The 24,395-nt window shown below is 46.4% G+C and carries 15 protein-coding genes; 3 read left to right on the forward strand and 12 right to left on the reverse strand.

Annotated features, from left to right (window positions below; genetic code table 11):
- Position 1: 1 nt before the first annotated feature.
- From ACQW03_RS06205 to ACQW03_RS06215, 3 genes are all read right to left on the reverse strand, one after another.
- On the reverse strand, positions 2–1,591 hold the full coding sequence (locus tag ACQW03_RS06205; RefSeq protein ID WP_441948770.1) for an ABC transporter substrate-binding protein: 1,590 nt from the start codon (positions 1,589–1,591) through the stop codon (positions 2–4).
- 64 nt (positions 1,592–1,655) lie between these two features.
- Positions 1,656–2,537: a carbohydrate ABC transporter permease gene (locus ACQW03_RS06210; RefSeq protein ID WP_071639743.1), complete on the reverse strand. Its 882-nt coding sequence runs from the start codon at positions 2,535–2,537 to the stop codon at positions 1,656–1,658.
- 15 nt (positions 2,538–2,552) lie between these two features.
- Positions 2,553–3,515 carry an ABC transporter permease gene (locus tag ACQW03_RS06215; RefSeq protein ID WP_071639742.1) on the reverse strand — a complete coding sequence of 321 codons (963 nt, stop codon included), beginning with the start codon at positions 3,513–3,515 and terminating at the stop codon, positions 2,553–2,555.
- Between the two features lie 409 nt (positions 3,516–3,924).
- Here ACQW03_RS06215 and ACQW03_RS06220 point away from each other — a divergent pair, with 409 nt between their 5' ends.
- On the forward strand, positions 3,925–4,974 hold the full coding sequence (locus tag ACQW03_RS06220; RefSeq protein WP_441948773.1) for a substrate-binding domain-containing protein: 1,050 nt from the start codon (positions 3,925–3,927) through the stop codon (positions 4,972–4,974).
- 335 nt (positions 4,975–5,309) lie between these two features.
- Here ACQW03_RS06220 and ACQW03_RS06225 read toward each other — a convergent pair whose 3' ends face one another.
- The 5 genes from ACQW03_RS06225 to ACQW03_RS06245 form a co-directional block, all read right to left on the reverse strand.
- Positions 5,310–7,826, reverse strand: a complete 2,517-nt coding sequence (locus ACQW03_RS06225) for a rhamnogalacturonan lyase (protein ID WP_441948775.1) — start codon at positions 7,824–7,826, stop codon at positions 5,310–5,312.
- Between the two features lie 501 nt (positions 7,827–8,327).
- On the reverse strand, positions 8,328–11,609 hold the full coding sequence (locus ACQW03_RS06230; RefSeq protein ID WP_441948777.1) for a DUF5704 domain-containing protein: 3,282 nt from the start codon (positions 11,607–11,609) through the stop codon (positions 8,328–8,330).
- A gap of 4 nt (positions 11,610–11,613) precedes the next feature.
- Positions 11,614–12,561 (reverse strand): stalk domain-containing protein, encoded by a 948-nt coding sequence (locus ACQW03_RS06235; RefSeq protein ID WP_220030826.1) that lies wholly within the window; start codon positions 12,559–12,561, stop codon positions 11,614–11,616.
- 438 nt (positions 12,562–12,999) lie between these two features.
- The gene (locus ACQW03_RS06240) at positions 13,000–14,457 is read right to left on the reverse strand and encodes a beta-L-arabinofuranosidase domain-containing protein (RefSeq protein ID WP_441952316.1); all 1,458 of its coding nucleotides are present in this window, start codon (positions 14,455–14,457) and stop codon (positions 13,000–13,002) included.
- A gap of 54 nt (positions 14,458–14,511) precedes the next feature.
- Positions 14,512–18,567, reverse strand: coding sequence for a DUF5695 domain-containing protein (locus ACQW03_RS06245; RefSeq protein ID WP_441948780.1), 4,056 nt, complete (start codon positions 18,565–18,567; stop codon positions 14,512–14,514).
- Positions 18,568–19,247: 680 nt separating this feature from the next.
- Between ACQW03_RS06245 and ACQW03_RS06250 the strand changes: the two genes are divergently transcribed.
- The gene (locus ACQW03_RS06250; protein ID WP_441948782.1) at positions 19,248–20,099 is read left to right on the forward strand and encodes an aldo/keto reductase; all 852 of its coding nucleotides are present in this window, start codon (positions 19,248–19,250) and stop codon (positions 20,097–20,099) included.
- Positions 20,100–20,217: 118 nt separating this feature from the next.
- On the opposite strand, the gene ACQW03_RS06255 is transcribed toward ACQW03_RS06250, so the two are convergent.
- Complete coding sequence (locus ACQW03_RS06255) at positions 20,218–20,898, reverse strand: TetR/AcrR family transcriptional regulator (RefSeq protein WP_441948784.1); 681 nt, start codon at positions 20,896–20,898, stop codon at positions 20,218–20,220.
- 141 nt (positions 20,899–21,039) lie between these two features.
- Between ACQW03_RS06255 and ACQW03_RS06260 the strand changes: the two genes are divergently transcribed.
- Complete coding sequence (locus ACQW03_RS06260; RefSeq protein WP_029514780.1) at positions 21,040–22,392, forward strand: MATE family efflux transporter; 1,353 nt, start codon at positions 21,040–21,042, stop codon at positions 22,390–22,392.
- A gap of 234 nt (positions 22,393–22,626) precedes the next feature.
- On the opposite strand, the gene ACQW03_RS06265 is transcribed toward ACQW03_RS06260, so the two are convergent.
- The 3 genes from ACQW03_RS06265 to ACQW03_RS06275 all read right to left on the reverse strand — a co-directional run bounded on the left by ACQW03_RS06265 (position 22,627) and on the right by ACQW03_RS06275 (position 24,394).
- Positions 22,627–23,361, reverse strand: coding sequence for a TetR/AcrR family transcriptional regulator (locus ACQW03_RS06265; protein ID WP_441948787.1), 735 nt, complete (start codon positions 23,359–23,361; stop codon positions 22,627–22,629).
- Positions 23,250–23,798 carry an L-serine ammonia-lyase, iron-sulfur-dependent, subunit beta gene (locus tag ACQW03_RS06270; protein WP_441952318.1) on the reverse strand — a complete coding sequence of 183 codons (549 nt, stop codon included), beginning with the start codon at positions 23,796–23,798 and terminating at the stop codon, positions 23,250–23,252. Before ACQW03_RS06270 ends, ACQW03_RS06265 begins: the two co-directional genes overlap by 112 nt.
- Positions 23,799–23,998: 200 nt before the next feature.
- Positions 23,999–24,394 carry a serine dehydratase beta chain gene (locus ACQW03_RS06275; protein WP_441948789.1) on the reverse strand — a complete coding sequence of 132 codons (396 nt, stop codon included), beginning with the start codon at positions 24,392–24,394 and terminating at the stop codon, positions 23,999–24,001.
- Position 24,395: the final 1 nt, after the last annotated feature.

Here is a 24,395-nt window from a genome sequence, read left to right on the forward strand (position 1 = left end):
ATCATTTACTTGCATTTCTGTCATAACCCGCCTGCTTGATTTGCAACCATTCCTGTAGCCCCAGACTGTTCAGCTCCTGCAAATATTCCGGCCACTCCTCCTCTACCTTGCCGTTCTGGTACCATTCCGTACGTTTCCGGAGAACATAGGCGAATAGATCGGTTTCAATGGTCGATAAGCGGTCCAGCTCATCTATAGAGAAAAACACTTTGGGATAATTATGATCCGCCTGCATATGGGGAACCATCACCTTTTTGAGCAAACCTAGTCTCCATGTGGCATCTTCTGGCTGCGTGGTGTATTTTCCGTAGTATTCATCCAATACAGCTAACGGTCCACCAATGTTCGTCTTTTGTCTGATTTCCACCGGAGCTGATCCTTCCAGTGGTAGATGCTTCAGCATTCCCTTTGTCGTATCATACTCAAAAATATTTTTCTGCTTGGTATCCCCGTAAGTTCCCCAATTGTTCTGTATAGACTGGATCGGATCATAGAGCTGGTCAATCCACTTGGCGGTAGCTTCCAATTTCTTATTGGTACTGGTGATCACCATACGCCCCCGATCGAAGCCAATACCATTGGACCGTGTGACATTTACATGTCCATCCGGGCCAGCCAGTGGCGGCATTAGGTCATATTTTTTATTCGTGCCTGTAATATTCGCTTTATCCCATGTAAAGTACAGGCCATAGCGGTGATCCTTCCCTTTGGCCAGATACGTGTTCCAATCCTGCTGGGAAGACTCTATGTCCACCAGCCCTTCCTTGTATAAATCATGAATATATTTGACTGCTTCCTTATATCCGTTATCTGCTGCTGTAAATACGACTTTTCCATCGTTTGTCACCACTGTATGATCCCAGTTCTCTCCAAGACCAAAGGCTCCGTATAAAAAGGCTAAGTCCTCGCCCCCCGGTTTATCTATAAACGATAACGGAATTTCGTCCGCCTGCCCGTTGCCGTTGGGATCTTTTGTTTTAAAAGCAATTAAGACCTGCTTCAGCTCTTCGGTCGTTTTGGGCATGGACAACCCTAGCTTCTTTAGCCACTCCACATTAATCCACGGCAAATCATCCACGGACTGGATTGCTTCTTTTCCCGTTCCTAATTCTTCAATCCATGGAAAGGAGTAAATATGTCCATCCGGCGCGGTCAACATGGCCTTATATTCCGGTGATTGCTCCAGCACCTTTTTAAAATTCGGCATATGCTGTTCGATTAAATCCTCTACCGGAATAATGACGCCGTCTTTGGCTAGCTTGAGCAGATCATAATCGGAGTACCCCGCATCAAACACTGCATCGGGGAGATCCCCGCTAGCAATAGCCAGATTTCTTTTTTCAACAAACTGATCACTGGTAAAGTTCTTCCAACGAATATGAATGCCTGTCTTTTCTTCCAGCCGTTTGTTAATCAGCTTGTCGTTCGGGTCTGCCGGAGCGAGTGGTGAGCTTTGGGTTAAAAAGTGAAGCGTCACTTTTCCATTCACATCTGTTGATTCGTTCTCATTAGAGGAACTGCTGCTGCCGCAGCCGGAAAGAATCAAGATCGCCGCTAGTGCGGCAAATGAGGCAGTTTTGAGCATCTTCATCTGGATGACCTCCATGGAATAAAGTAAAGAAGCATGCATGTAGCGTATGGTAAGTGCAGCCCTGTTATTTTAAGGAGCCGACCATAACACCTTTCTCAAAATACTTTTGGAAAAAAGGATACATCACCAGCAACGGCAGGCTTGAAATGACAATAGATGAATATTTGATCATTTCAGAGAGACGTTTTAGCTCTGCCATCGCTAATTGATCACTAATCATGCCTGGCATCGTCTGATTCTGGATCAGGATAGATCTAAGTACCAATTGAAGCGGATGCAGTTGTGGATTATCCAAATAGATCATGGCGTCGAAATACGAATTCCACTGACCGACAAAGGCATATAACGCAATGACAAAAATAATCGGCTTGGACAGCGGCAGCACAATTCTGAAAAATATCGTCCAGTCTGAAGCCCCGTCCACGTTGGCAGCTTCTTTTAATTCATTTGGAACACCTTTAAAGAAGGTTCGCGCCAAAATCAGATCCCACACATTGATTGCACCGGGGAGGAGAATGGCCCATACGGTATCCAGCATCCCTAAATTCTTGACCAGCAGGTAGGTAGGAATCAGTCCTCCACTGAAAAACATGGTGATGATAAACAATGTCATGAAGAAATTCCGTCCCACTAGGCTGTTCACCGATAAGGCATAGCCAGCGCAAATCGAAACCGTCACAGAGATCAGGGCAAAACATGAAGAATAGAACACCGAATTGGCAAATCCACGGAGCATCGCCGGGTTGGACAAAATTTTCCGATAGCCCTCCACACTCCAATCAGAAATACGAAATGATAGCCCTTTGCTTAACAAAACGGTCGGGTCCATAAATGAGGCAATGACGATATAACCCAAGGGAACTACGATAATCAAAACAGCCAGAGTGAGCACAATGTAATTCACACTTAGGATGAAGCGATCCAGATTGGAATGTTTGACTTGCATAAAGAGGCTCCTTTCCTAATAAAGCCCTTCTCCCTCATTGAGCTTCTTAACGATAAAATTAACGGTCAGCAGCAGCACTACGTTGATCACGGAATTGAATAGCCCGACAGCCGCAGAATAGGCGTAATTGCCAGATTGCAAGCCGACTTTATACACATAAGTAGGAATAATTTCAGAAGTAGGCAAATTCATGGATGTCTGCATGAGATACGCCTTCTCAAATCCAATCGACATGATCCCTCCTGCTGCAAGTATAAAAACAATCGCCATAATCGGTTTAATCGTCGGTAAATCAATATGCCAAATGCGCTGGAGCAGATTAGCCCCGTCCAGACTTGCTGCATTATGTAGCTCAGGGTCCACATTCGCGAGCGCCGCTACATAAATGATTGAAGACCACCCTGCCCCCTGCCAAATGCCAGACAGGATATAAATCCAGCGGAAATATTCAGGCTCTGTCATAAAGATCACAGGGTTGCCGGTCACCGACGCGATGATTTGATTCAGCGGTCCCGTCGGAGACAAGAAAATAAACAACATCCCCACAATAACAACGACAGAGATAAAATTAGGTGCGTACAAAACAAGCTGGATATTCTTTTTCAATCCCGCTTTGCGGATTTGGTTCAGCATAACCGCCAACAGGATCGGTACAGGAAAGCCAAGCAAAAGGCCATAGAAGCTCAGCTTCAGCGTATTGAAGAAAATATCCGTAAAATTCGGTGAGTTCAAAAATTTAGCGAAGTATTTCAGCCCGACCCAGTCGCTTCCCCAAATCCCTTTGAGCGGGCTAAAATCCTTGAACGCAATAATCGCCCCATACATCGGGACATATTTGAAAAGAATCGTAAGAATTAGTGCAGGTGCCAGCAGTACATAAAGAAAGTAGTTCTTGTGAATATAGTTTAATTTGCTGACAATGGACCTTTGCTCCCCCAGTTTGGCATTACTTTGAGCTGCCTTAGCCAAGTTCGCCATTTGCATTCCCCCAATCTGTAATCAACGTTTGTACACTAAATGTGAAAAGGCTTACAATTTTCATCTTCAATTTACCAAATCGAAATATCATCCGTCAATAACTTTTGTAAAATAATTTATTTACATTTAACCAAAAATATTTGTTTTAAAGCTACATTTTTGTAACAATAAACGATAATAGTCATAGCTCATAACCCAGATTTGAAAGTTATCCATTAACAACGACTACTTACGCTTTACCTTTACATAATTACAAAAGTAAAAATAATTTGCGCATTTGTAATGTTAACATTGCTATTTTATGCGAACTATTATACATTTAGGATACATTTTAGGTCTGTACGGAAAGCCGTAAGAGGACATTGTACCTCTCAGGCAATCCATTTATTAGTGAAGGTGGAACCTGTCTATGAAGAAAGAAAAAGTCACCATTCAAGACATTGCTGACGCTTTGGGAATCTCCCGAAATACCGCGTCCAAAGCGATTAACGGTAGTGATAGCATCCCGATTGATACTCGAAACAAGGTCATTAAAAAAGCGATAGAACTTAAATATAAGCAATTTGCCTATGTGGAAACGGAGAGTATCATCCCGAAAAATCAAGGTAACATTGCTCTGGTCACATGCAATCTGCCGAACAGCTCACATTTTGGCTCCTTGCTCATCAGTGGTCTGGAGAAAAGAATAAGCGCAGAAGGATATAATCTGTCGATTCATATTGTGCGGGAAAATGAAATTCATGCAGGAACACTTCCTAACAATTTTGAAGCCTCCAAGGTGAATGGAATTATTTGTATTGAAATGTTTGATCCACAATATACTGAACTCATTACGGATTTGGGACTGCCTACGATCTTTATTGATTGTTCTGTGGACATTTCTTATCCTGATTTGAAAGCGGATTTATTGCTGATGGAAAATGAACATAGCGTTTATTCTGTCACCAAAAGCCTGATTCACTGTGGATTTACGCGGATCGGGTTTGTCGGGGATTATAAGCATTGCAAAAGCTTCAACGAGCGGTGGGTTGGATATAACAGAGCTTTAATCGAAGCAGGTCTACATGTGGATTTATCTTGCTGTATCGTCGATCAGGACCGAAATTTTTTCTCCGAATCGGATTGGATGGATAAACAATTGGAAGGCATGAGCGTGTTACCGTCTGCGTTCGTGTGCGCCAATGATTTTATTGCCGTCAGTGTTATGAAAGCGCTCAAAAATAAAAACTTGAAAATTCCTGACGATATTGCCGTGTTTGGGTTTGATAATGCTCCTGAATCCCGGATTGTGGAACCTCATTTGTCCACCGTGCATATCTACAACAACGAAATGGGCATTACGGCGGCTGAGATGCTACTGGCGCGGGTCAAAAATCCTTCCCGACCTTATCAGATCACGCATATCAGAACAGAGCCGATATTTAGAGAATCCACTCCAGTGTTACAAATAGAAAAATGAAAAAGGTGTTCTGACGACGCTCCGCGAACGGAACGTTGCTCCAATCGCTGTTGTATCCGGATTTTATTAAATAGCCTAGTGGTAAAAATCCGGATACAAAGGCGACCGCTCACGCTTTTTCGCAATTGTTCCGTCCTCTCCGCTGCTTTCAGCGTTTCCCTCATTATTAAGGCTTTTCTAACCATTAATATAGACCTTGGATAGAGCTATCTCTACTGTGAAAGCTCTAAGAAAGCAAAAAGACAAGCCTCTAAATAATCCAGAGACTTGCCTGTTTTCTAAATCCATTAACTTAATTTATACGCCAAAATAGAACTTAGTCTTCAGCTAGTGCTTTATAAATCCTCTGCTGGAACTACAGGAACTACTGGGACTGCTGACTCTCCCTCTATTTCCTTCGCATCTATTTCCGCCCCATCGACTTTCGTTTCATCGATTTTCATTTCATCGACTTCTTTTTCATCTACCTCCGCTGCCTTTGCCTCATCCACCTCATCACTGCTCTCTTCCTCCATCAAGGCTTTTGGCGTGTAGAGCTTGGGAATCGGCACATTCGCCCAATCCATATCGGACGCAAAGTAAAAGCTCGTATAGGAAGGTTGATTATACCCGGTATTTTGGCGCGCCACATCCGTGCGATATTGCGGATCATGCATCAACGTGTACAATTTATGCGTCGTAGGCTCTGTGCTCAGATAGATACGGATTGCTGAGCTATCCGCTGTGCGGACGAGCATTTCCTCCCGCCAATCTCCGAAAATGTCGGCTACCAGCGATGGAGTTCCTTTCGTATAGTTGTTCGTTTTGGTTCCAGTGGCGGTCAACAATGTACCTCGTTTCCAATCCTCAATGGTTGGGGTTACATCAATTGCGCCGTTTACGATTTGTGTGGTCATATCAGCTGCCCATTTGATACTCATATTGGTACCCGGCATCTTCGTATCCAGCTGTTTACCCGCTGCGGTCCACAGGCCTATGGCCCACGTCTCCAGACCTCGCTGATCCGGATCTATGTCACCGACCATTCCCCGACCTGTATCCTTGCCGGAATATGCGCCGTAAATGATTTCACCCGTTTTGGCATCCCGCAAAGAATAGCCATATGGAGCGTAGGTGCCACCTTCATGTACCATAAAGATTTCTTTGCCGGGGCGATCCGGGTCAATATCGGTCACATGCAGCGCATCGCCATGTCCCAATCTGGCGGTTTGACCCGGAGTTGCGCTTTCAGGAGGCATGACATCAAATGAGCTGTACAACAGGCTGCCATCATGGTCAATCGTGGCGGAACCGTATACGATTTCGTCCTTGCCATCACCGTCCACATCCACCACGCTCAAAGAATGCGCTCCCTGTGTGGTCAAGGTGCCAAATTTCCGGTCCGTTCCATCACGCCCGTGCGGACTATCGTTAAATGGATTGGTCATCGGTGTCCAGCCACTGTCCACCATCCAATGTTTTTGGAGATGGCGGCCATCCCATGTGTAGGTGGCCAAAGTGGAACGCGTATAATAGCCGCGTGCAAATACGGCGTACGGCTTGCGTCCGTCCAGGTAAGCTACACCTGCCAGGAAGCGGTCTACACGGTTGGCGGGTTCAATTCGGGCCATGGCGTAGTCTCCCCACATGAGACCATCGTCATGACGCTCTGGCTCATAACGGACGGTATCCAGCTCAGCTCCCGTTTTCCCCTTGAAAATCGTCAAATATTCTGGTCCATCGACGATGAAGCCCTCGAACTCTCTCAGCTTGTTTTTGTCGCTCCGTGAAGGTGCGTATACATCCATAAAGTAGTCTGTCAGGCTTTCCGCATCCTTTCGGGATAACGGATAACTGTACTTCGGAGCGATGCCAAAGCATTCCTCCAACGTAGCAGGCCATTTTCCCTTGACCACTTCTTCATGCTTCGTCCAGTTCATGAACATGTTCACCACATGCTCATAATAATCCGAGCGACTCAAACGGTAATCGTCCTCATGTGTAATTCCTGCTTTGCGATCCTCACGTGGCAGAGTAATATATTTTTCTTTTTTCGGCTTGCCCTTCTTATCAAAAGAAATCGTTTTGGTCCCTGGTGCCGTTTTGAACATCAGCTCGGCTTTACCATCGCCGTCAAAATCGTACACCATCATCTGTGTATAATGCGCACCTGATCGAATATTCACGCCCAGGTCGATCCGATACAACAGCTTGCCTTCGGCCGTATACGCATCAACATACGTATTTCCGGTATACCCCTTCTGAGATACATCTTTGGAGTTGGACGGGTCCCATTTTACAAAAAATTCATATTGTCCGTCTCCATCCACATCCCCCACACTCATATCGTTGGCCGAATAAGTATAAGATTCACCTGCGGGTGTTACGCCATCGGCAGGCTTTTGGAGAGGAAGTTCATAGTAACCTTGTTGCCATGGCTTCACTTTGGCGCTACGATCCTTTTCCCGTCCATTAACGACTGAAGCTACTCTGTATACCGATTTCCCATTCCCTTCCTTATCCACATAGTTGGTACTGTCGGTCACTGTCGCGATCTTCTTACCGTCACGGTATACGTTAAAGTCCGCTCCTGTCAGCCCCGTTGAACCGTAACCGTTCACTTCTTGAGCCAATAACCGCCAGCTTAAAAATACCCCCTCCTGCTTCACCGCAGCTACCAGTCCGCGATCCAGCTTTTCCAGCTGAATGCTGCCGCTACGGTTCTGTTCAACTGCGATTGCTGATTCCGCCTGCAGCGTCGGTTCGGACAAGTCTTCCGCAGCCACTCCTCCAGTCGTCCCCGTCATCGCCAGCATTGCTGCCAACGCGGCGGTCAAGCTTCCCTTTCGCCATGCGCCTTTCCCTTGAGCCATCCAGGTCGTCCTCCTCGAATGTATTGTGATGACAAGCAAATACCCGAAATGATTGCGCTTACATAAATTAAATTCCCTATTATTATAGTTTTGCCGTTCCCCCAAACGCGTTTAAATATCCGAGGATTTCTCTACACAAAACCGTGTTGTTTACTCATTCCAAATAAAACAGCCCTCACCAAGCCTGTTAACGGCATACTGAGGGCTCAATATATATCTAATTTTCCTTTTACATTTTAGTGATATCCAATAATTTGAGCTACAACCACGAATACTGCACCCAGTACGAACTAGGCGGCCAGTAACGGCCAAAAGAAGCGAACCCATTTCTGATATGGAATACCCGACACCGCCAAACTCCCCATTAAGGCAGCGGACTGCAAAAATATTCGCATAAACTCAAAAGGAAATATAAAAAAACGGACGGTGGATTGTTCCCATTGTCCGTTTTCGTATTTTTCGCGCTAACTATTGATAAGGATTCGTCTTGATTACTGCAAGCTAGTGAGGGACAAATGAACTGAAATCGTCCCGACTGGACTGATCCGCATGATAAAATACTACATCCCCATCCTGTACATGAAAGGTATGCCCGTACGGGTCTTTTATCTCTCGGCGGTAACCCTCCAGTTGCCACTGGTTCAATAGCGGACCATTTATATACTGTAAATGCGGATGCTGGGTGTCCCCCTGACGCAGTGACTCCACATTAAAGTTGACGACGATAAAGCCCGTTTTCTTGAATATATCTGTATGCTCGTTTAGCTCCTGACGGCGACTAACCTCGCGCAAATCCGTGCCTTTGGTGACTGCGTACACATCAGCAGGCAGGCTATATTCACCATACCAGCGCTGAATCGACGCATTAGCGCGATCCACGTTGACCCCATCTGGCAGGTCTGTCTTCGGACCAATCAAGGTACGCACAGCCGCAGGCAGTACCAGCCAGTCGTAACGTCCAATCCAGGTCTTGCTGCGTGCAATACGGTGGGCATACAGGGAAACATAACGTTCCAGTGTCAACTGGCTTTGCTGTGCTTCACTCAGCTCATGCTTGTATTGGTAGGCTGACGTGTCCTGCATTTCCTCCATCGGCACATTGCGTAGCCGTTCATTCAAAATAACATATCGCTTTTCACGGTCCTCCGCCGATCCCAAACGGATAAATTTTCGACTGCCGGAATGTGTATACAGATCCACCTCTTCCCGCTGTCGCCCATCTTTGCTCACCCAATAGAACGATGGCGTGATGCGAATACCGTCCTTGGCGCTAAACATATTGCCTTTGGTTTTGAGGTCAAACTTGAAATGATAGCCTGTCTTGACCGCCACATTTGCATAACCTTCATATGGGTGACTGCCGGGGCGTACGGGCAAGGTGAATGGCTCCGGGTTCCCTCTGGGCAGCCCGTCAATATTGCCAAGCCCCGTCCAATAGGACAAACCGCTATGCATCGGGCTTCCTTTTCGCTGCCGAAACACCCGCTCCCAATGGTAATCGGCAATATCCGTGATATGAAAATCGTACATCCGTCCGATGACCTCTATATTTACCACATCATTGGCAACATGATGGGCGATATCCGTGTTGGCATGGCGTTGTTCGGTGAACCCGTCCGGTGCATTTTCGGCAATGGTACGGAACTCAACTGTATAGTTGCCTTCATCCACCCATACGGGCAAATAAAAGTCTGTGTCGAGCTGCTGCACCGGAATGTCGATCCAGGTATCCCGCGGATAAAATTGTATCTTCCCTTTGTCGTAGACATCGAACGGAAATCGCACCTGCTTGGTTCGTACATATTTGGCATACTCCCGATCACCATAGCCGGGAATGTTCAAATGTGGGCCTGCTGTCGAGATCGTCACCCGGAAAGGGCGCTCCAAAATAAGCGCGGATCGCCCTTTCGTAGGTTGGGTTTTCTGGTTATGAGTAGCATCGTCCGACACACTAGACAGATTCACTACGGGAGTGTGGACAGTCACTGTATTGATCCCCTGTATCGGGAACGTTTTATCCGCGCCTCCATTGATATTTCCTTTGAGAATAGCGTAAGTGATGTCACCGCTGCTGGGCGTATTGGACTTATTTATCTTATGCTTATCAATCACATGATCTGGACTATACAGCACATCCGGCCCAATCGCTCCGGAAGAGGGAATAACGCCTGGCCTAGGGCCATTCACCTTAACACGCTCCGGATTCATAATGATCTTGTTTTCAAAGGTTAGAGTGTCGTTCTCCACTTCGATTTCCTTAACAGCCCCCTCTGCCTTGGATTTCAGTACACTACGGTCATCAGGTACACTCGGTTTGCTGCTGCCACCGTTTTTGCTACGGCTACCGCCATCCACGGTCCCGGGTGCAGGGGGCGGATAAAAGTTGCCCTGAGTCGCTGCAACATAGGAAGGGGGTGTATAGGATTGCGGACGCAAAGTGATTGCTTCGTTGGGTAACGCATAATTTCGGAGCGTAGCCTCCTTGATGCCGTACACCTCCAAATTATCTATCGTCCAATAAGAATACGGACGGACGATTTGGTAAGTATAGGTTCGCTTCACTGTCTCACTCCGCCGAGATTTTTTCTTAGGCCGCCAAGTCAACCGATATTCCCGTTTTACGTTCACTGTATAGGTACACTGGCCTGTCATGTTCACAAACTTATGTTGAAAAAGGTATCTCTTCGCTTGCACATGACCATATAGGCTTTCAGATGTAGGAATACCTTTGGATACGTCAAATCGTTCCCGACCACGCTGGTCCGCTTTGATAACGGCAGATACTGTCGGGTCCAATTCGGCAGTTTCCAAGCGCAGACCTGGAACGGGGCGGGAGCAGACAACACCGTTCTTGTTTTCATTATCATCTTGGCAATCTGAGGGTGCTCCCTCTTGGCTTTCTCCAGGCTTAGGACAGCCCTGGGCTTCTTTGTAATACAAATAAGCGGTAAACTGCTCAAAAGAACCATCATAGGTGAATCCGGGTACAATTCCCGGCAAAATATCTCCGCTTGGCGGTTTACCTGTCGTGCTTTTCTTATAACCCACATACTCATATTTCGGGTTGGTTGGCGGGGTGAAATCATACAGTTGATCAGCTTTTAGTTCATTTTCTATTGGTGTAAATACGTTGTTAAGTGATTTTCCATCAGTGGTAAAATGCTTGACGATTAGGCTACTCTCCAATTCAATCTTGAATAGGATGGGCTGGTAGATGCGCCAGGCTTCTACTTCCTTTGCGCAGGTAGGGCAACTCTCTTCTTTTATATTTTTAGCTTGAACCATCGCATTCAGCCTTATATTTACAGTAATAGGAATTACAGTGGTATCCGTACCAAGCCCCTGCTCCTGGAAGGGACGAACATCCTTCTTATAATCCGTGCCTCTACTAATCGCGTAGGCGTACTCATCGTAGCTATCGGAACGGGATTGCTGAAAATATTCTGGGTGGCTCAAATTATCTGCTTTTGTATACAAGCTAGCTGTAACATTCTTGATTTTACGGCCCGGAAAATTAAACTTGTAAGTAAATTTGGCTTCACCCTGCATGTCCTTATCGGGCTGCTTACCGCCATCAGTGACCCAAGTTCCAGCGGTATTCTTCCACATATCAAAATACATCATGCCGACAAAGTAGCGATCATTCCTATCTGCAAAATAGGACAGTGGTGTAATTTCTGTATCGGCTGCAGCCTTGTCCGTGGGATATGAAAAAGGCGGGAGCTGCAAGAATAGCAGTACCCCCACCAGCATTACGGCCAGAATGCGTTGTGCCTTCTTCATGCGCTTAATTACCTTTCCATGGATTGACCATCATCGGAATATACTCCCTTGACGCTAATCCGAATGCAATATATTCAATGTCTTGGAGTTTAAAAGATTTATAATTTTTAATGCCTTGAAAGAGTTCATCACCAGACGAATAAATTGGGTAATAGACCATCTTTGTACCATCTCCGTTATCTTGCATCAAGTCATCCATCGGAAAGCGCACACGTGCATCTTTGTTCTTCGTCAAATAAAATATGCTCCCTGCTGTAGTAGACTTCGTTTTCACCCTCATACGCAGGTAAGGAACCCCCTTCGAAGATGTATAAGGTTCAACTGAATAAATATCCCGAAGCAGCTTAACAGGCAGGTCAGATTGTTTGAAGATCACCACTTTGTCGTATGGCTTATCTGAAACATCGTTTATGAGGTTCGGTACAGTGTTAATTGCTTTCTTGTACGGATTAATACTAACGGGTTGCAGGCCCTTAGTCTCCAGCGCAGCAATTTCTTTCTTCCCAATCCAGACCCAGCGGCTGACCTTATCCCACTCCACCGTTTGCCCCAGGCCTTCGCTTACCAACCGCAGCGGCACAAACGTACGGTTTTGCTTCAAAATAATCTTCGTTTCATACGTTTTGGTCTGCCCATCCACGGTAGCGGTGTTTTGACCCACTGTCATGTTAACAGCATGTGCATCATTTTTAATCGACACAGCCAATTGACCGCCTGTTTTCTCCCAGCCAACCTTAGCCCCTAGCGCTTCGGATACAAAACGAATCGGAACCATCACATAATCGTTACTATCCTGAAAAGGTTTAGCATCTGGAAACTGTATTTTTTTCGCGTTTAACAAGACTTCAATGGGTTTGGTGCTGCTTGCTGCCTCCGTCGTTGGAATCGTACTTGTCGCGCCCCATAGCAACGTGACTGCGGTCAAACTCAACATCCATTTTTTCATACTCATCTCTCTATCCCCTTTGTCAGCTTAAACTTTAAACTATGTATATCATCTCTAATCTCATAAACTTATCGCATCCCCACTTTCGGAAAATACTGGATACAACTTATATATTATAGGGTTTCCCTATTACAAAATCTATAAGAAAAACTTCTAATACAAAGCATTCCTAACAAATAGACTCTATTGAGCAATCCCTCCCCCTAAATCATAGAACTGACTCTTTAAAAAAGTTTATTTTTCCGCAAAATATCAACAAAAAAGGGCTGCCTCTCCCTATGAAGGAAGAAACAGCCCGTGTGCTTCACGCGCAACAAAACTTATGAATATATCAGCTCATACCACCAAATGGATTATTCCAGCATCATCCAATATTTCTTACATCATAAATCATACCGGACTAAAAATCAAACGTTACTTTTTTCTCACGAAACATTACAAAGATCATTCATGTATACCTGAACCTCCAGCTTGATAGAGTTGCTCATACACGTCCTTGTGGACCATCCTCAGCCCAAACAATCTGCGAATACGCTGTCCCGGCTTGGCCTTGAAGGTCACCGTCGCTTGATCCTTCCCCTCCAGATATGCAGCCGGAATAGCGGCATTAACGTTGTAAAACTTATCGGCCTCATCAAAACCTTCACTAAAATGCTCAAGCGGATGACCATTAATCAAAATATCAAAACCGCAGTTAGGCATTTCCAGCGTAGCTGTGTAGGTAATGACCAACAGCATCGGAGCAGACGGATCTGTATTCAGATCAAAAGAAAACCAGCCGTCAATTCCCGCATTCCGGTAAGGTCGGTTGTTCACATATCCGGTGCGAGTTGAAGCATCTCCCTGGAAGTTATGATCTCGCTCCGGCTGCATTTCTCCGGGTTGGGCAAAATCAATCGTGCACTGCTCCAGAATCGCCAGCTTTTCGCGTGCCGCTGTGTATTCCTGTTCCGCCTCCTGCCACGCTTCCTTGGTAAAAATGTCCCAGTATACGGAATACGTACGGTCATGCATTTTATACAGAGGAGACAATTCCACATCCCGGGGATGCCCTGCATTCAAGGTACGAAACGTATTGGTCTTGCCTTCCACGGGCTGTATCCAGGCATCCAGCTTTTCCGTTTGGGGGATGAATACCGGTGTGTACAGAAACTCCTTGGCTTTAGGATCTTCTAAGGGTCCCAGGTCGCCTGCCAGCACCAGCGGTCCATACATGACAGCTGCCCGATCCGGGTTATCTGGCATCTGCTCCAGTCTCAGCGACATCGGAATCGTCACCTCTACAACATCACCGTCAATCCACGTTCTGGCGATGTAGACAAAGCTGCCCGGTTCCGATACGACCGATTGTTCCTTGCCATTTACACGAATGGTAATTCCTTTTTCAGCCCAATATGGATAACGGATGAGTAGCATAAATGAGGCAGGTTGATCGCATTGAATCTCCAGCGTCGTATGATCCGTATCTGGATAGGAAGTGTTTTGTTTTAGCGTAACGCCCGTGTCCTTCCATTCCAGCGTGGAGGCAATGAACTGATTGACATACAGCTTATCGTGATCGTGAAAATAAATGCCGCTGCCGTAGCTCGCATGGTTTTCCATCCCTGTGCCGACACAGCACGTAAAATCATCAAATTTGCTTTCAAAATGCTTGTGGCCGCCCATCGCCAGCGACAAAAAATACGTTACGCCCCCGTGAACCGGGTCCTGCGAAGCCAAAATATGATTGAATAGACCTCGCTCATAAAAGTCCGCTTCCTTGGCGGAAACATTCCATTGAAACAGATGATTTGTCAGCTTGAGCATGTTATAGGTGTTGCACGTCTCCGTCGTATGAGGCCCGATGCGATCATTCAAGCCATCTGGCGCTCCAAAATATTCTCCAAAGCTATTCCCGCCAATGACATACCCACCGCCACTCTCCCTTTTTCAGGAGGAAAGTGACGATGGGAAAGGTTACTCATAACTATGCGTTGTTGCCTCCCATTCAGGATACCCCCGCTGATTTAGCGGAGCAACAGGCTGAAGCGGTAAGGCAGATGTTACCGAGGGTGTCGTAGTTGGCGGGGTTACTGAATTCTCCGGACTAACCGGTGTTACCGATGAATCCGCAGCCCCAGCCTCAATCACAGTTACCTTCGCAATTGCCTTTAACTCTGTCCCTTCTACTTTACCCTTCAACTCAAACGAACCTGGAGCAGCATATTGTGCAGGGTCTATATCCTCCCATTCCACAGCCACCCATTTGGTGAAGCCTTCTCCATACGTAGCTTCCACCACGCTTGGCAGTTCGGGTTTTTCACCCGCACGAGTCGTCACGTTTACTTCTTTTAACGCGGTGATTTTCTCAGTTGCCGCCAGATTCTGTGCTGTACCAGAGGCCAGTCCTGCCACCTCGGTTGCATTCAAAGCACGGCTGTAGATACGGAATTCATCCACCAGACCATTGAAGTACGGATCAGGGTACTGAGATTTGCCGATGAAATTATTTTTGGTCTGACCCAGACTGGTAGGATTCAAGGTCAGGTTGGTATTGCGTCCCACTTCTTTTCCATCCACGTACAAAATACCTGTGGAACCCGAAAGCGTGACCGCAACATGCTTCCATACGCCTGTCGGCAGTACAGGGCCTTCAATCGTCTGCTCCTGTCCCTGCCCGTTGCCTTGGTTGGTAATGGCAAACAGCATGGTGTTTCCTGCTTTAGGCGTCAGGAACATATATTCATTCGTCCCGGAGCCGAAGTCAAAAATCCGCACATAATCGCTCAGGCTGTTCGCTTTGACCCAGCCGGATACGGTCAATTGCTGTGTCCGACTGACAATACCCGCCGGAAGCTGCACATAGCTGTCCTTGCCGTTCAGGCTGACAGCATTGCCTGTTTTACCCGCAGCCCATGCAGCCGTTCCCTTCACAGCAGCATCATTGCCACTGTCCGATGAATCCGCAACTATAGAACCGCTTGTTTCATCAAACTTGTAAACTGCAAGCTGTTCAAGTAACGGAGCCGCCGCTTCAGCTACCACCGTTACTTTAGCCTCCGCTGACAACTGAGAATCGCTGGCTGTCAGCTTGAACACATACGTTCCTGGCTCGGAAACGTCCACCTTCGTGCGCAGCGATGTTTTGTTACTGAATGTGACCTTCGCGTCCTGTGGTCCTTCGACCAGACTCCACTCGCTCGTCACCTTACCTTGTGGAAGTCCATCATCCGTAGCCGTGCCTTTCAGAATGATCTGATCCGGCAGCTTTACCTTCGAATCTTTGCCAGCATCCACGATAGGTGCTTTGTTCGGATCAGGTGTGGTCGGTGTCAGCTCTACCGTATAGGAGGGTGCTGTACCAATCTCCAATTTAAGTTTGTTGGTGGTCGCATACGCATTAAACTTTCCTTGCGATTGACCGCCCACTTTAACCAGATACGTTCCTTTCTTCAAACCGTCAAATGTAACGTACGTGGAATGGGCTTGGCCCGGCGTTTGATTTTTCAGTTGGAACCATACATAATCCTTGGATGTTGCCAACTTGGCTTCTGTATATTGGTCCTTTTCCAGCTCGATATACAGCTTTTCCGTGATCAGATTGACCCGCTTGAACAGGCCGTCCAGTGGCTTGATCGTATACACGTTGCCGCTTTTGCTCACCTCTGCACCGTAGCCCGTCAATCCAAAAATAGGATCAATCGCGATATCAGCACTTAATGTTTTGAGCGCACCGAACAATCCGAGATCAGCCTCACCGCTCATGCCGCGCCAGCCGTTAAAGAGCGGAACATTTTTACCGCCGCCAGTGCCGTTCGTGCCGTTATTGCCTTTTTCCGCTTGATACGTCCATGCGACCGCCCCGATGTTTTCAGGGTCGGAGCTGATTTGCCCGGAGTTAATCGCTCCAACATTGGCAATTTTAGCTGCATAGGACAACCGCTGTTGTTCCTCACGGTGATTGTCCTCATGATGGCGAATCCAGTCATCCATCGCATATCCGGCAAGCGAAGTCGTGTACTGGAAGTTAAACCAGTTCTCCCCGGTAATCGTCACCGGATCGGTGTAGTAGTACCATACGGGCATATGACCGCGTGCCGCACGGGTTTTGGCATTAATTTTACTCATCATTTCCAGGGCTTTACTTTGCTCGCCCTCTGTATCTATATTCTGCTTGGCTAACGTATATACAGCCTCTTCCCCTGTATTGTCATAGCTATATTCAGAACCGTAAGGATACTTTGTATTTTTAAAATTGTTATATTTACGATCCATTTTTTCCTTGAGATCATTCGCTTCATCATCATAGCCTTCATCATGAAGTGCCTGAATAATATCCGGTGTGGTCAGTTCGCCCATCAAACCTGTTTCCCAGTTGTACGCGACTGGCCCTTCATACAATGCTTTGAAAATGTTATACGCCCGCAGCAAATAGGTTTCCTTTGGATGCTTGTAAGTGACAAGATCCGGGTATTCCTTGGCAATCTTGTACATGCTGAAATACGTGTTGTATACGTGCGGATACGCATACCCTCGATAGGTCGGTGTATCGTTAGGCTCTGGCATCAAGAAATCATGAATTAAATAATCCTCATGATGTCCGTTCATCAGATTTGTCCAGATCGCTGTCTCCAAATAATCGTCTACTGCCCGCACCTCTTTGGCGACTGGAGACAGTGTGTTTTTCTCAGCCAGGAACTGTCCGTGGGTCAGACCCCAATCGTCTCCCCAACCCCAATAGCCGTTAAAAATGTTGCGTTTGGATTTGGTATGCATCATCCAATCGTCAAATACCTTGTCGCGCAGATCACCCGGCACATTCCACTGGGTTTTGTCGACCATAAATGTAGCATGCCGTTGCAACGCCTGATCAATCGGCTCGATGGCATAGAACTGTAACACCGTTTTGTTGCCGTTGCCGTATTCTACCGTTATGAAGTTCGGGCCCAGCTTAGTAAATTTCAGTTCATAAATGTAATGTCCTCCGGCTTTGCTATCCGTCTGCGGAATAACGGTTCCGTTTGGATAGGTTACTTTGCTGATCGCCTGCTTGGAGCGCAGGTCCACCTTCGCTTTTTGATTCGTAGGCACGATCATGCCAGGTACGACTGTTGTATCCACCAAGTTTTCTTGGTACAACGTATCTTTTACATCATGCTCGTCCTTCACCGCCAGAAACTTGAAGCCATAGTTTTTGCTTTGACCAGGATTCAGGATCAGGCTTGTATTGGGCAAATACCCCCGATTGGTGGACTTGATGACATTGGAATGAATATAAAATACATTGAGTCCTTCCAGCCATTTGCCTTCGTTGGCCGGATTCCAGGCCCATTTGCTGCCTGGATGCTCCTCATCCCGCCAGTGATCCTGATACTCAAAGCCCGCACCCGTTGTGGAATCAGGAATCAGCAGCAGGGAAGAACCAATGCCGCTGGGACGCCCAGCTGTAATATAGGAGCTGTTATTGCCGACAAAGGAATGCGTCACCACTCTAGTTTCGTAGATCGCATCACCGTTGGTCCACTGCTCATTAAAAGGCAGAGGCAAACCGAAATCGCCAATCTCCAATTTTTTTCCACTTGTATTCTGCACCTGTATATTCCACAACACCGAACCATTCGACTCTGCCGAATACGTTTCAATGACTTTAAAATTGCGTATGCCTTCTGCATTAGTAGAATTCTCGTACGTGACAGTGACACGGTTACCACTGGTTGTGATCTTACGTGCGTCTGCCGACTTGTTCGTCCATGCCTTCGTCCAGCTGCCTCCATCCAAGCGGTACGTGAACATCAGCTCCCCTAGCCATTGATGATCTGCGGTGTTCTGCTCAGGTGTAACCGTTGCGTTCATCACATATTCAGTCGGAAAAGCATCTCCTTTGATACGTATTGATGAAATTTCTCCATGCTCGCCTGTCTGAATCGTCAGCTTGTCATTAGATAGTTCATGGGCCTCTGCCGTATGCGTCCCAAACAACACAGACGCTGTGGTTAATAACAAAAATGCCGCCAATATTCCCTTAAATTTCATCAACACGGCCTCCTTTTGGATCTCGGGGTCCTGATTTGCTTGCCAATCACCTGAAGTCTCTTCATTTCGCCGCAACCTCCTTGGAAATGTAAGCGTTACAACTCTATTGTACAAATCCTTGTCCATTGGTAAAATCAACATTTTCAACCGATTTATATAGGATTTCAACCTAATCATGAGATGAGTTATAGTGGTGAGTAGCGAGCGCTGCACATACAGATCATTCTTCCGATCGCTGTTGTAACGAGATTTTTTCTATTTAAATAATGCAAGACTTTCATAGATACATCGGGGTTTGATCAAATCATACAAACAGACACTATAAAATCGAGAATTTATTTTGAGTTGCTGTAGTGGGGAATCGATACGTTGGGTTTTTCCAGATGTGAGGGTATTTATTAAGATAGATTCGCTCCTAAGGTAGAATTTGGAGTCTGCGTATGTAAAGAATTTTTGGGATAGGGTATGGGGAAAAATCTGAGTCGCGTATGAAAACTAATATAGTCCATATGTATCTGTTAAATAGGTGGTAGTGAGAGGATTAGGCAAACATTTGGCACGAACGGGATAACGATCGCTTTGTCATCTGGTGCATAATAAGGATGTGAAGTGGATGTCTGTTAAGAATATGGATTGTAGTTGATTTACACATAATAATTAAAAATACTGGAGGATTTTATATGCAAAAAGTAACTTTGAACAATGGGATTGAGATGCCTATACTCGGTTTTGGTGTTTATCAGATCCAAGATGCAAATGAATGTGAACAAAGTGTTTATGACGCTATTATGACAGGCTATCGGCTGATTGATACCGCTGCCTCCTATCTAAATGAAGAAGCAGTTGGCAGAGCGATCAAACGTAGTGGCGTGGCAAGAGAGGAGTTATTTATCACTACGAAACTTTGGGTTCAGGATACTGGTTATGAGCGTACAAAAAAGGCATTTGAAAAATCACTGGAAAGATTGCAGTTGGATTATTTGGATTTGTATTTAATTCACCAGCCATATGGAGATGTGTTTGGTTCTTGGCGCGCTATGGAGGAATTGTATCGTGAAGGAAAGGTCCGTGCAATCGGCGTTAGTAACTTCCATGAGGATCGCCTGATCGATTTGATTATTCATAATGAAGTAGTTCCTGCCGTAAACCAGGTTGAAACGCACCCATTCAACCAGCAAATCGAAAATGCAAAATTCATGAAAGAGAATAATGTTCAGATCGAATCCTGGGCGCCTTTTGCTGAAGGGAAAAACAACTTGTTCCAGCATGAAATCTTGGTATCCATAGCTGAAAAGTATAATAAATCTGTTGCTCAGGTGGTTTTACGCTGGTTGGCACAAAGAGAAGTTGTTGTGATTCCAAAGTCTGTTCGTAAAGAGAGAATTATCGAAAACTTCGATATCTTTGACTTTGAGTTAAGCCAAGAGGATATGGAGTCGATTACTACGTTAGATACGAAACAGAGCCTGTTCTTTTCACATCGCGATCCTGACATGGTGAAATGGATCGGTACCCGTAAACTCGATATCTAACCCTCTTTCAAAAGATCACCCGTAGGTTTTGATTACGCCAAAAGAACCAACAATTTAGGGTAAACGTAAACCTAATTGAAACCGCCCATCCAATAACCGGATGGGCGGTTTTTACATACTACTTCTCCTGCTCCTTTATCACCTGCTCAATCCCCAACAGAATCAGCTTCAAGCCGAACTCAAACGCCCCGTCGGTTCCCATCAGATTGAACAGCCCGTTCGTGAACATCCTCCGAAACAGTCCCACATCCGTCTCGCTCATGGAGTCCAGAAGGCGAATCATCTCCTCACCCGGATGCGCTTTCTGGTCCTTAAAGATAGCGGAGACATTGCGCTCATGCTGATAATCGTCTAGAACGAAATAGAAGACATAGTTCACAAGCGTAGTAACCACTTGCATTTTCTGCTCTTGCTCAAGCGGCGTCGATTCCACGCAGAGCAGCATACGGTTGGTGAACCGGATGATGTCCGGTTCGTGGGGCAGCGTCATCATCATGAGCTGCGTGGAGCAGGGATATCGGCTGAGCACGCTCCGTACCGTTACCGCAAGCCCCGTCAGCTGCTCCTTCCATTCCCCCTCGGAGTGGAACTCTTCCAGAATCATTTTCGATACCTGGTTGGCCAGACGCTGGTAGAGATGCTGTTTGCTCTTGAAGTACCAGTACAGAGAGGGAGCCTGAATCCCTAACCTGTCGGCCAATCGTCTCATGCTTAATTTCTCGATGCCCTCCTCTCTAAGAAGCTCCCACGAGGTTTCCAAAATCTTATCCTCCGAAATCTGAGGTTGCTGCTTTTTCATGTCATCCGCCCTTTTATCTAACAGTGTAAGTTTATGCTTTACAGGTTCATTGGTTCATGATACCATCTAACACTGTAAGGTACAACCTAACGGTGTTAGACTGAAAGACAAAATAAATAAATAAAGAAAGTAGTGATCCGCATGGATGCAGAAAACCTCCATTACTTTGAAAAAGCACCGGTCGCAAAAGCCGTAGCTCACTTCGCTATACCAATGATGCTAGGCACGTCAATGAGTGTCATTTATTCCATCTTGAATGCCTATTTCCTTGGTACACTTCACAATACTGCCATGTTAACCGCACTCGCACTAACCCTGCCGTTATTCGCAATCATTATGGCGCTAGGCAATTTGATTGGCATGGGTAGCGGTACATTCATCTCCCGTTTGCTAGGTGAGAAAAAATATGATGAGGTAAAGCATGTGTCTTCATTCGCCTTTTACAGCAGTTTAGTTCTCGGTCTTATCGTGATGGCCGTGGGTCTCCCGTTGATCAATCCAATCGTTCATGGCCTGGGAGCAACGTCTGACTCCTTCGGATTCACGAAGGACTATGTCACGATTATGCTTATTGGCTCACCATTCGTCGTATTATTCTTCACACTAGAGAATATCGTGCGTTCGGAGGGTGCAGCAATCACGTCGATGATCGGTATGATTCTCAGTGTTGTTATAAATATTATTCTCGACGCGTTAGTCATCTTCGTGCTCCATTGGGATGTGATCGGCGTTGCGTCTGCTACGGTCATTTCTAACTTGGTTGCGAGTGCATTCTACGCCTTCCATATGGGATATAAGAGCCAATTCTTAACCGTCTCCGTAAAATGGTTCAAGGCTACCAAGGACATTCTGAGCAATGTATTCAAAATCGGAGTTCCCGTCTTTATTATGAGTATCTTTTTGGGTGCAATGTCGCTCATCTTTAACCATTTTCTTGTCGAATACGGGGATCAGGCCGTAGCGGCTTACGGAATTTCATCACGTTTATTGCAATTTCCTGAGTTTATTCTGATGGGCTTATGCGAGGGAGTCGTGCCGTTGATTGCCTTCTCTTTCACAGCGAATAAATTACGCATGAAGAATACCATTGGATTTACGATCAAAGTGATTGTGGCGTTAGCAGTCGTATTCGGCATCATCGTCTATTTGATTTCCGACCACTTAATTGGTTTATTTACAAATGACTCGCAATTAATTGGAATGGGCAGCTACATTCTACATGTGACGTTCCTATCCTTGTTCATTACAGGAATGACCACATTGTTTACCGGGATCTTCCAAGCATCAGCGCAAGGAACTGCCGCGTTTATTATGTCAATTATTCAAGGGATTACTCTGATTCCTGTGTTGTTTATCGCCAATCAAATGAACGGCTTCCACGGGGTGGTCTGGTCGCTTGTCATTGCGGATGCGGTCGCATTCCTTGTTGGTGCCATCATGTTGTATGTTTTGCGGACCAAATTGCAGCCAGAATTGGATAAGTTAGTACAGTAGAAAACATATAACACCCAAGCAGGCAGGATAAGGACACTCCCCGATCCTGCCTTTTTTAGGTACGTGGACGGGGAATAAGGGCAATTGTCATTTAAAAAAGGAAAATGCCCCCTACCTGCAGGATCTTGCTTATTCAGCGCCCCCATCGCCACACTCATCGGAAAGTTCTTACCTCTGAAGATCATCGTTCCCAGCGCAAACTTCGAGACGAGCAAACCCGTGCCTCCTAATCCCTTATATTTCACTTTTCAAACCCTGTTCTAAATTCAAATATTGTTTCCCGTTAGTTGAATCATTTCTGTGATTGATCCACCTTGTAGATTCTTCTGGTAAGTGCCTCGTCACCATCTGTCCATGATATTTGGAGCTGTTTGCGGGTTTTTGAGTGCAGGCAGTAGAATGCCATCGATTAGCGCTGTGAAGAAAGGCTTGTAACGGTTTGCGCTGGATGAGTCCGCGAAAGGAAGCCATTGAAGTAATGACCTGGCAAGCCATCTCAATGTCCGCGTGAGCGGGAATTTCACCGCGGACGACGGCTCGGTTCATAAGCTCGCGGTTCACAACAACCCATGGCTCGAAAATCCCGGCTGTTCCTGCTTCGGCAAATTCCGGATGCTGCAAAAAGGAGCCTAGACCCGCTAGGACTCGAAATTTTCGTTCTTCTTCCGCGATCGATTGCGGCTTCAAAAGCACGAGGAGATCTTCGCGCAAGGTTCCTGTATCAGGCAAGCTTTCGAGCTCAAGATGATTTCGATTCATCCAGGCCAAGGCGTCTCGGACTAACTCCGCCTTGGAAGACCAGCGGCGGTAAACCGTCGCCTTCCCAGCCTTTGCTCGAGCCGCGACCATGTCCATTGTCATACCATCGAAACTCGTATCGGCGAGGATATCGATTGTCGCCTCAAGGATTTTATCATCCCGCGTGTGATCTCGCTTGCGGCCCAATGTTTGCACAGGCTTTTCTGCCACACGGCGTTCCGCTCGATGCAAGGGATCTGAACAAGTCCGTTAATAGGATCACAGGTCAACCTCAAATGGTGCTCCAACGCAACCTCCGTTGCATACTCAATCTGGTCGATACCCATATCAGACAGATCTGCCAATGCAGCCGATGCCATAGAGCAAGCAGTGCCAACCTCCCCCTGGCAGCCGCATTTAGCAGCGCTGATGGAGGCGTTCTGCTTGACCAGATTGCCAATGAGCCCGCCTACTGCCAGAGCCCGGGGGATCTGTTCGTCCGAGACATGCTTCTTTTGCTGCATATAAAGGAGCGCGGCCGGCATGACACCACTGGCCCCACAGGTCGGGGCCGTTACGATTGCACCGGCGGCGGCATTTTGTTCGCTGACCGCGAAAGCATATGCGCTGACAATCCTGTTTTCCCGCGTCTCCGGGCTCTCATCAATATGCCGCTGATTATAAAGAAATTGCGCCTTGCGTTCTCATGGAGACCGCCTTCCAGAATACCTGTGACTGAAAGCCCCTCGTTGACCGAATGCTTCATCGCTTCCCAAATCCCATAGAAAAAATCCCATATCTGTTTGCCTTCACACTGCTCGACGTAATCGCTTAGGCGGATATTGTTCTCTTTACAAATTTTACTAATTTATACAAAACTATTCTCCCTATAGACATCGGGCGACAGCATCTCCTCCCGTCCCTCAATAACGATGTCTCCGCCGCCGATACTTACAGCACGCATGGATGTTGTTTGCCGCCCGTCTTTGTAAGCAAAAAAATCAATGGTATTGGGATGGGGCAGAATAAAATCTGCGTGTGGAACAAATTCAATCTCCGTTGGAAATGGTGACAGTGCTTTAATAATGGCCTTGTCCGTCATATGGCCTTTGCCTGTTTTTGCAAGGGAACCATAAATCAATGCCTTGAATCGTTCGGCATCCTCATTTTCTGATTTGAAGATTCTGGCGGCTTTCTCCGGCCCCATTGTATGGGGGCTGGATGGTCCACTGCCAACCTTATAGAGTTCTGTCAAAGATTTCATA

Source organism: Paenibacillus sp. DRB1-1 (assembly GCF_052119485.1).
Classification (GTDB): Bacteria; Bacillota; Bacilli; order Paenibacillales; family Paenibacillaceae; genus Paenibacillus; species Paenibacillus polymyxa_B.

Bases quoted from the DNA above. Each gene is read 5' to 3' on its own strand.
- ACQW03_RS06225 (WP_441948775.1), bottom strand. From the start codon at position 7,826: ATGGCTCAAGGGAAAGGCGCATGGCGAAAGGGAAGCTTGACCGCCGCG.
- ACQW03_RS06235 (WP_220030826.1), bottom strand. From the start codon at position 12,561: ATGAGTATGAAAAAATGGATGTTGAGTTTGACCGCAGTCACGTTGCTA.
- ACQW03_RS06260 (WP_029514780.1), top strand. From the start codon at position 21,040: ATGGATGCAGAAAACCTCCATTACTTTGAAAAAGCACCGGTCGCAAAA.
- ACQW03_RS06250 (WP_441948782.1), top strand. From the start codon at position 19,248: ATGCAAAAAGTAACTTTGAACAATGGGATTGAGATGCCTATACTCGGT.
- ACQW03_RS06210 (WP_071639743.1), bottom strand. From the start codon at position 2,537: ATGCAAGTCAAACATTCCAATCTGGATCGCTTCATCCTAAGTGTGAAT.
- ACQW03_RS06275 (WP_441948789.1), bottom strand. From the start codon at position 24,394: ATGAAATCTTTGACAGAACTCTATAAGGTTGGCAGTGGACCATCCAGC.
- ACQW03_RS06215 (WP_071639742.1), bottom strand. From the start codon at position 3,515: ATGGCGAACTTGGCTAAGGCAGCTCAAAGTAATGCCAAACTGGGGGAG.
- ACQW03_RS06255 (WP_441948784.1), bottom strand. From the start codon at position 20,898: ATGAAAAAGCAGCAACCTCAGATTTCGGAGGATAAGATTTTGGAAACC.
- ACQW03_RS06220 (WP_441948773.1), top strand. From the start codon at position 3,925: ATGAAGAAAGAAAAAGTCACCATTCAAGACATTGCTGACGCTTTGGGA.
- ACQW03_RS06230 (WP_441948777.1), bottom strand. From the start codon at position 11,609: ATGAAGAAGGCACAACGCATTCTGGCCGTAATGCTGGTGGGGGTACTG.
- ACQW03_RS06205 (WP_441948770.1), bottom strand. From the start codon at position 1,591: ATGAAGATGCTCAAAACTGCCTCATTTGCCGCACTAGCGGCGATCTTG.
- ACQW03_RS06245 (WP_441948780.1), bottom strand. From the start codon at position 18,567: ATGAAATTTAAGGGAATATTGGCGGCATTTTTGTTATTAACCACAGCG.